This window comes from Arenimonas terrae (genome assembly GCF_006265115.1).
GTDB lineage: Bacteria > Pseudomonadota > Gammaproteobacteria > Xanthomonadales > Xanthomonadaceae > Arenimonas > Arenimonas terrae.
Window position 1 is genome coordinate 1 of the sequence record NZ_SMDR01000006.1, and the last position, 9123, is coordinate 9123.

Consider the following 9123-nt stretch of genomic DNA (forward strand, 5'->3'; position numbering starts at 1 on the left):
GCCCGTTGCAGCTAGCCCGCAATAGAACCGCCAAGACAGAAGAACGTCACCTAGCTCGAAGATGTCAAGTAACGACATATGCTCCCGCTCTTCTGCGGCCTAACGCCTTAGTTAAGCCGCGCCAAAGGCGTCGGCTTGAATGATGAGTTAGGCCTCAGCCGCCAGACGGCATGGTTGATGCCTTGAAAGCAGCGTAAATGAGTAGGCCGGCCGGCGGCAAGGAAACAAGCCACGCAGCCACCCGCGGGCTGTGCCGTTTGACCCTGATGCCTAGCAGGACGATGAAAAGGAACACGGATGCTGGCATGGCGCAGAACCAGATGAGGTTGAGCGTTCCTGTCTCTGAGCAAGCAACCCCGTTTATCTGGCAGTTCTTGGCTTGGCTTGAAGCAAGGGTGAAGTACATAAACGCCGACAAGCCAAAGCCAAGCGCGAGGCTCAAAGACGACCCTAGCCAGAAACTTCTCATGAGGCCTAACGCCTAAGTTAAGCCGCGCCGAAGGCGTCGGCTTGAATGATTGGTTAGGCCTGCCGCCGCGCATGGCTGAACCAAGGAGCACTGGCCGGAAGAAATAGCAACACAATTGCGACCGACTTGATTGCAAGCAGAGCGATGCCGAGTAGCACGGAAGCCGATAACTGTTGAAGCATAGGGGCTAAAACGGTGAAAGAGCGGAGCGCGCCATAAGCGACGACAATCGCGTAAATTATCCTCGCCCAATTCGCCCCATCCCAAATCTTGATGAGCAGTGCTGCAGCAAGCCCGTTTGTGACAAACAAAATGACGTACAGCAGCGGGAGAGGTGCACCAGAGTTCGACAGCTCACGGCCGAACACGGAGCGTAGCAAGCCAACGAACAAAACAACCGCAAGGATGGCGACGCTTACATCTACAAGCTTTGGTCGTTCAACCGTGGACACCGTGATAGCTCCAAGAAGGCCTAACGCTTTGAGTTAAGCCGCGCCGAAGGCGTCGGCTTGAATGAGTGGTTAGGCGCGCCTGATGAATCGGCGAGCCAAATAAGAAATGCTGCCTTGAAGAGCGGCCGGCAAGAGCCCGAAGACAAGGATGCAACCGACAACTGAAGCTAAGAATGCAACAACAGCGTGGCCAGCATAGACGGCCCAGTGGACCGGTCCGTACCCAAGCGATATGGCCCGACCTTGCTCGGAGTAGAACGCAACGCTGGCTAGTGCAAAGAGGACGCCAACGAATGAACCGACAGCGCCGGTACTCATGATCGTTTGCTTGAGCTGAGGATCAATGCGCATTTCAACCGCCTAACGCCTAAGTTAAGCCGCGCCGAAGGCGTCGGCTTGAATGAATGGTTAGGCCGGACGCTAAGCCACGGGAAGCGGCCTTGCAAGCCTGGGCTGGCGGAAATGGATGGGCCCGCGGGGCGCGAGACCGCGACGGCCAGCGATAGCCCGCCCAAGAGCGCCGGCTCTCGATCTTGACCGAGCCGGGCACCGAGACCGCCAAGTGCGTAAACCCGCGACCGCGGGCGGCGTGAACTGCCATCGAGGTTGCCGAAGCCTAGAAACGACAACGGCCCGCGAGCGGGCCGAAGTAGATGAGGCGGATGAAGGCCTAACGCCTTAGTTAAGCCGCGCCGAAGGCGTCGGCTTGAATGAATGGTTAGGCATCACCGGAGCCTCACCGTGTCTCGAACATGCCGGTGGCAATGGCTCTTTTGTATGCCTCTGGAGCGAATCCGGGGCAGCGACGCTCAAGCTCGCCCACAATCTCTAGGCAGTCCCCTACGGGCTTTGCCTTGAGGTCGGGAACGTGGTCCCAGTTTCCGTCGCGAATCTCTTCGGCAAGCACGTATGCAACTGAATTCAACTGTTGATGCGCAAAGCGGCGGTCGTCTGTCATGTGATGCCTAACGCCTTAGTTAAGCCGCGCCGAAGGCGTCGGCTTGAATGATTAGTTAGGTCCCGGACCTGTGGTAAGGCAGGTCGAGCCCATGTGTGAGAAGCGTCTCTTCATAGTGGCCGAGCAAATCTCGCAGCTTTTCGAGCAGGCCATCGAGTTCGTCCCGCGCGTCCTCATCCAGCCCTTCCGCCCGCTCAGCGACGCTCGATGCCTGACCCACGAGGCTGCTCAGCGTGTCTCCTTGGACGAGCACACCAGGAAAGCGACGACCCGGATGACGCATGACCGCGGCATTGCTGGCGTCGGAATAGATTTCCACTGGCTCGATATGCATGGAGAGGGCCCTAACGCCTAAGTTAAGCCGCCGCCGGCCCAAGAAGCATGGCTTGTGTCGCGTCCATCCCCGGCGGTCGGCTTGAATGAATGGTTAGGGCGCATTACGTTGGAGTTGGCAGAACATTGCAAGGCGTTGCAGCAAACTCCAACAAATCTAGCCACTGTGTAGGCACCTCTCCCGCCACATAGCGGAAGCGTCCCGTAAAACAGCTGGCAACTGGCTTGCCGGAGAAGCTTGTAGCCCAGGCCGCTTCGAAGATCTTGCGCGAGGCCTCGTTGAGATCGGAATCAGCAATTACAGCAGTCTCTTGGCGATCAGCACCACAGATGCCGATCAGTGAACCATGTCGACTTGCTATTAGACACGCATCGAAGCTAACAAGCCGATCGTCATGTAGGGCCGGTTGACTAAGAATTTCGCCGAACTCGACTTGATCTGGCTCCTCGGGGCGGCATGCAAACAAGAGCGGGGCTATGACGCAAGCAAAGAGCGATGCGAGAAAAATCGTCCTCTCTTGGCCAGTTTGATCTCGCATTGCGCCCTAACGCCTAAGTTAAGCCGCGCCGAAGGCGTCGGCTTGAATGATTGGTTAGGCCGCCTGAGGCTTCAGGGCCGACTGAGCAACATTGACGTCCTGACCAGAGTCTAGCTCTACGAGGTACTGCGGATCATCCCCAAGTGCCTCGACGCTGATAAGGTTTCCGGCTGTTCCGGCATGGGCGCCACCGACCACCTGAACGCGGTCGTTGTGCCGAAACGAAAGGCCTGGAAGGTGTCCGCCGGAAAGGAACTCGATGTGCTGTTGATGGCTGGGCTTCATGGGCCTAACGCCTAAGTTAAGCCGCGCCGAAGGCGTCGGCTTGAATGAATGGTTAGGCCGGACGCTAAGTCACGGGAAGCGGCCTTGCAAGCCTGGGTTGGCGGAGCAGGGCGGGCCCGCGGGCGGAACTGTGACGGCGGCCAACGAACACCCGCCCTGGAGAGTCGGTCTACGACCTCGGCCGATCCGGGTGGCATGACCGACACGTGCGAAAACCCGCAGGCGCGGGCGGCGTGAACTGGCATCGGCGAAGCCGAAGCCCAGAACCGACAACGGCCCGCGAACGGGCCGAAGCTGATGCAAAGGATAAGGGCCTAACGCCTAAGTTAAGCCGCGCCGAAGGCGTCGGCTTGAATGATGAGTTAGAGCTCAACGACGGCAACTGTACCCGCGACCGTTGAAATCTGCTCCGCCAATTGAATCGCGTCTTGCAGGGTCTCGCCACTTGCATGTGCGGCAGTGAGCATGAAGTACGAATTCTTGCCGTCGCCGATGCACAGCCAGTCGATCTCGTCTTCGATCGCCGCCGCATCCTCACCTACAACGCCTACGTAGCCCACCCCCTGCGCAATCCAGGCAGTCACCAATGCGGGGAGGTTGGACCGCGAGCCGCCCAGCGAATGAAGGACGATCTTGCGGGGTGTGTCCATTGAGGTCTAACGCCTTAGTTAAGCCGCGCCGAAGGCGTCGGCTTGAATGATTGGTTAGGCCTCATCGTAGCCTCGAGAAGCCTAGAGGAAAACTAGCGCAAGGAAGGTTGCTGCGGCCAGCAGGGCGGCCAACACAAGAAGCCCTCTGAAGCTGGACGCATCCATGAAGCCGAAGTAGCGAATAGCCCGTGACCTAAATTGCAGGGAGCAGCTTGGGCACTGAACTCTTGGCGGGATCTCGTGACGCTGAAACAGCGACGGCGCTACACCGAGATCGACGACCGCACTCCGTGGCGAAAATTCGTTACCGCATTTCGGGCAGGACTCGTGCATGTGGGTCTTGAGGCCTAACGCCTAAGCTAAGCGGCGCCGGCCGCGGCAGTCATTTGTGCCAGATAGACGGACCGGCGTCCGCTTGAGCACGTGGTTAGGCCAACGCTAAGCCGCGGGCTGCATGGTTGCAAGCGCGTGGAGGTAGTGGCCCGGGGCCAGCGGCACCGGATGCTGACGGCAGGCCGCCCTAGGAAGTGGGATTGCGCTGGAGCCGAACCGGCCGCCGAGGCCGAGATGCGCTTGATGGAGCGGCCGGGCCGGCAAGGACTGCTCTGATGCTGAGCAGGAACAGAAATGCGGAGCGCCGCTTGAACGCAGAAGGCCGAGCTGTTGAAGGCCTAACGCCTGAGTTAAGCCGCGCCGAAGGCGTCGGCTTGAATGTGTGGTTAGGCCGGCCGGATGTGCCGCTTATGACCGGAGCCCTAATTGCCAGAGTCTGCCCGATGTTGCCAGCGGATGCTAAGCCCGAAGCCGACCAGCCCGGTCAGGGCTGCTACAACCCAGGCGATGGTCTCGTGCGGGATGAAAGTAATGGCCAACCAACAGAGCACGCCCGTTGCAGCTAGCCCGCAATAGAACCGCCAAGACAGAAGAACGTCACCTAGCTCGAAGATGTCAAGTAACGACATATGCTCCCGCTCTTCTGCGGCCTAACGCCTTAGTTAAGCCGCGCCGAAGGCGTCGGCTTGAATGATTAGTTAGGCGCCTGGTACTGCGCCCGGAGCAACGTCGACGGTGATGCTCTCTTGGAAGTGGTGGTGGTGCCAAGTGCTTGGGCCCCGAAGGTGAGCAGTGAGCACGAGGCGGGTCTGGGCCTTGTCGCTCCAGACTGCGGCGAACTCGACCTCCGCGTCCTCGCCGGCGACTTGGATGAGGCGAGGCGACGGCGCGCGGCCAACCAGCGCAATGAGGTCCTTTGCTGGGAGCGCGGTAAGCAACTCAAGCTCTCGCGCCAAAACCTGGTAGGCGTTTGCGGATTGCATTTGATCTGTCGAGCCTAACGCCTTGAGTTAAGCCGCGCCGAAGGCGTCGGCTTGAATGATTAGTTAGGCCTCGCTGCCAGGACTCCGTCGCCGAATGCGACGCCAAGCCCAGACCACAAAGCCCACCCCGAGGATTATGCCTGCGGCGACTAGGACAACAAGAGCCGAGTTGTAGTGCCAAGGAACGCCGGTCCCGCTAGTGTAGGTTTCGCCGCCATTCCCGGTCGTCACTTTGAGAACGACGCGCATTGCGAAGCTCACAAGCGCCAATGCGGCTATGCCCCAAGCGAACACCAGGAACAGTTTTGAATCGCGGAGAGCCATGATTGAGGCCTAACGCCAGAATTAAGCCGACCCGCGAAGCGGGTTCGGCTTGAATGAATTGTTAGGCCCTATGCCCATTAAACCAAGGCACCGCGTGCTCTTTTATGACTCTCTCAAGATCTTGTAAGCAGCGATCATAGGCGCTCCAGGTGAGTGCATTGAATCGTAAGTGATAGTGGTAGCCGTTAGAGTTCTTTAGCTTGTCGCTATCCAGCCATGCTTTCGATAAGGGGCTATCCGGTGCCTTAATAATGAGCTCTGCCCTGATGCTTACAGAATTGTTTATTGGGGCGCCATAGCTGCTGCCAGATCGGTGGAGATGAATTATCTCTACAAGCGCTCCATGTGGCCGATGCCAAGATCTACTGCCCGATCGCGTGCGAGTGAACCCAAGAGCTTCAGCTACAGGGTTGAAGTCCTTGCATAGGCGCTGCATCCCGACCTTGACGAGTTGAGATGAGGATGGCTGCGTACTGTCCATAGGGCCTAACGCCTTAGTTAAGCCGCGCCGAAGGCGTCGGCTTGAATGACTAGTTAGGTCGCCATGCTACCCGGCGGGCAAGAAGACGACCACCCAGCCGACGGCAATGAACACGGCCAACTTGATAGACAGGTCGCGTAAGGAGCGATGCCAAGTTCTGTTTGAGCTTTCCTGGTTGGACCAACCGCCCGGCGAATCGTCGTCGATTGTCACGATGTGCCCGATGGCAGCCCAGCCCGACATGATTAAGGCGGGCGCTCCCAGCCAGAATGCGGCGGGGCTAGAGAATAGTTGTGACGCGACCAGGGACCCGGCGACCGATGCGGCGAATGCGCCGAGAACAATCTTTGGAAAGAGCCCCATTGCTATGCGCCTAACGCCTTAGTTAAGCCGCGCCGAAGGCGTCGGCTTGAATGATTAGTTAGGCCGATGGTAGCCCAAGAGGAGCCCAGGACACCTCCCACCCAGAGGTGGACTCGGCCTCGGCCTTGCGAAAGGTTGCTGACGCTAGCAAGGCCGGTGCTTGAGGCTCAGCGCCCTCCGGAACCAACTCAAAGATGTCTACGGACTCGAAGTCGTCCCGGTATTCGTGGACGTCCAACATGCGTGAACGAAACGAATGAGGGGAGCCTAAATAAAGTGCTCTCCCGGCCCGAGGGCCGTCGTACCAGTCATCGAGTTGAAGCACTGGTTCGAACTCGCGCATCTTGATGCCTAACGCCTAAGCTAAGCGGCGCCGGCCGCGACAGTCACTTGTGCCAGATGTACGGACCGGCGTCCGCTTGAGCACGTGGTTAGGCCAACGCTAAGCCACGGGCTGCGTGCCTGCAAGCGCGAGGAGGTTGTGGCCCCGAGGCCAGCTGCACCGGATGCCAACGGCAGGCCGCCCAGGGCACGCGGCCCTCGCCGAGAACGATCCGGCCGCTGAGACCATGACGCGCGTGAGGATTAGCCAGGGCCGGCATGGACTGCTCTGATGCTCGACCGAAGCAGGAATGCGAAGAGCCTAAGCAAGGAAGGCCGCGCTGTTTGAGGCCTAACGCCTTAGTTAAGCCGCGCCGAAGGCGTCGGCTTGAATGATTGGTTAGCTGCCTAGCGAACAGCTATGAAAACAATGCAGCTGGATTCTGAGGGTCGTAGCCAGGGAAGGCTTCAGGAACCTTGAGCTCTACGACTTGATCGCCATTCATCGTTCTGACAGCGATAAGCGGCCAATCACCTGAGTTATCCACTCGCAATTGCTGGGTTGCACCGCCTGACCTTGTAAAGATGAAGATATTTATTCGAAGGCGTTGGCGGCCACGCATGTCAAATCTATATGCGCTCATTATTGCTTTGCTTGGATAAAGGCTTTGGGCGTGGAAGAGATGCCTGGTCCACAACTTGCCTTTGTCCGGATCGATGGCTTCGTCGAGATCAATTACTTCGGCTTGAACATCAAATACTGGGTAGGTCGACAAGTTGATCAAACCGAGCTCAATAAAGCCCTTCTCTCTGATCATTGGTTCGAAAGAGGCGAATCCGTCGGTGCCGGTTGTATAGCCTGCGAAATCTCGCGCTTGTTGCTCGATCCGAGATAGCACGCCCTCAACACGCTGTTCAATGGCTGAAAGGTTCTTCTCTACAAGAGCTTGCTTCTTCACCCTGAAGAACTGACCTGTGGCCCAGCTTGCAAGGAAGAAGGAGGGTCCGAAGACGTTCACTAGGACTTTGAAGTTCCATTTCTCTGGTGCCGTGTACAGATTGAAACTTGTCCAGGCTGCGGCCAAGAGAGCCGGCAACCAGAATTCTTTCAATAGGCGAAGAAGTAGAGTCATAACGACAGCTAACGCCTAAGCTAAGCGGCGCCGGCCGCGGCAGTCATTTGTGCCAGATAGACGGACCGGCGTCCGCTTGAGCACGTGGTTAGGCCAACGCTAAGCCGCGGGCTGCATGGTTGCAAGCGCGTGGAGGTAGTGGCCCGGGGCCAGCGGCACCGGATGCTGACGGCAGGCCGCCCTAGGAAGTGGGATTGCGCTGGAGCCGAACCGGCCGCCGAGGCCGAGATGCGCTTGATGGAGCGGCCGGGCCGGCAAGGACTGCTCTGATGCTGAGCAGGAACAGAAATGCGGAGCGCCGCTTGAGCGCAGAAGGCCGAGCTGTTGAAGGCCTAACGCCTTAGTTAAGCCGCGCCGAAGGCGTCGGCTTGAATGTTGAGTTAGGCCTCGCCGCCGGAAGGACGGAAGCGTGGCCACCGGTTGTAGCCAACTGCTGGATCATTGGACCGGAGCAGCAAGATGAACTCAAGCTCTTTGGCATTGACCTCTTGTCGGGTTGCTGTCTCGGACTCCCAAAGGATGTCTCGGCAAACCGTGAAGCTCTGGCGCATGTCCTTGGGGAAGTCCTTGGCAATCAGAGCGCTGTCTGCGCTACCGAAGTAGTTGATGCTATTTGTTCGGTCTTGGCCGACGTAAATCTTCCCGTTTGGGTAGGTGATTTTGTAGATCACCATAGCTAGCTCTCGCTTTAGAGGCCTAACGCCTTAGTTAAGCCGCGCCGAAGGCGTCGGCTTGAATGATTAGTTAGAGCGCTACGACGGGGTAGACCAGCGCCCCGCCCCAGAACCCTGCCAACACTACTGCAGCTACCGCTAGCCTACTGGGCCGCCCCCGAAGGCTGAAGACGTGAACAAGCGCCTCCAGAAAGAACTCTAGTAAGAGCCACAGAGGCACCAGCGCAATGCCCATCCAGCCGGATTGATCTGGTGGGAGGAACATGGCAAAGAGGACGCCGACAACAACCGCAATAGATCCTGCCAGTAAAGCCAAAAGGTAGCCAGAAACTACAGAAGAATTGAATGGCATTCCGGCTTGCTGCATCTGCGCTCTAACGCCCTTGTTAAGCCGCGCCGAAGGCGTCGGCTTGAATGATTAGTTAGGCACCCGGACGAGCGTGCCGTTGATTGAGCAGAGGCAAATATACCTCCGCTGGACCGTTGCCCGACCGGAACTCAGCGAGTTGCCGTAGCTCGGCCAGGTAGGTGGCCCAGAACTTGTCCCACTTCTTGGTCTTGCGGGGAGCTGGGACATGAAGCTTCCAGTGAACCCGCACGCACTCGGACCTGCAGACCGGGCAGCTGAAGGACTCCACTGACTGGGGCTTCCTTTGCAGCCTACGGCAGCTAAGGCATGCGAATGTCCTGTTGCTCATGACGCCTAACGCCCGAGTTAAGCCGCGCCGAAGGCGTCGGCTTGAATGATTAGTTAGACCGCGTTGGCAGCCTTGGGGATGACAAAGTACCCGATGTAGAACAGCGGAGGAATCACCGCGGCGAGAG

The 9123-nt window shown here is 58.3% G+C and carries 6 protein-coding genes; all 6 read right to left on the bottom strand.

What is annotated here, in order from left to right; translation table 11 throughout:
• Positions 1–522 precede the first annotated feature (522 nt).
• A complete protein-coding gene (locus E1B00_RS15430; RefSeq protein WP_139450466.1) occupies positions 523–921 on the bottom strand; it encodes a hypothetical protein in 399 nt (132 codons plus the stop codon).
• Positions 922–1934: 1013 nt separating this feature from the next.
• Positions 1935–2213 (bottom strand): DUF6959 family protein, encoded by a 279-nt coding sequence (locus E1B00_RS15440; RefSeq protein WP_220396309.1) that lies wholly within the window; start codon positions 2211–2213, stop codon positions 1935–1937.
• Between the two features lie 592 nt (positions 2214–2805).
• On the bottom strand, positions 2806–3036 hold the full coding sequence (locus E1B00_RS15445) for a KOW domain-containing RNA-binding protein (RefSeq protein WP_139450471.1): 231 nt from the start codon (positions 3034–3036) through the stop codon (positions 2806–2808).
• A 362-nt stretch (positions 3037–3398) separates the two neighbouring features.
• Complete coding sequence (locus E1B00_RS15450) at positions 3399–3686, bottom strand: hypothetical protein (protein WP_139450473.1); 288 nt, start codon at positions 3684–3686, stop codon at positions 3399–3401.
• Between the two features lie 3224 nt (positions 3687–6910).
• Positions 6911–7588 carry a hypothetical protein gene (locus E1B00_RS15455; RefSeq protein WP_220396310.1) on the bottom strand — a complete coding sequence of 226 codons (678 nt, stop codon included), beginning with the start codon at positions 7586–7588 and terminating at the stop codon, positions 6911–6913.
• A gap of 416 nt (positions 7589–8004) precedes the next feature.
• Positions 8005–8298 (bottom strand): GIY-YIG nuclease family protein, encoded by a 294-nt coding sequence (locus E1B00_RS15460; RefSeq protein ID WP_139450476.1) that lies wholly within the window; start codon positions 8296–8298, stop codon positions 8005–8007.
• Positions 8299–9123 lie beyond the last annotated feature (825 nt).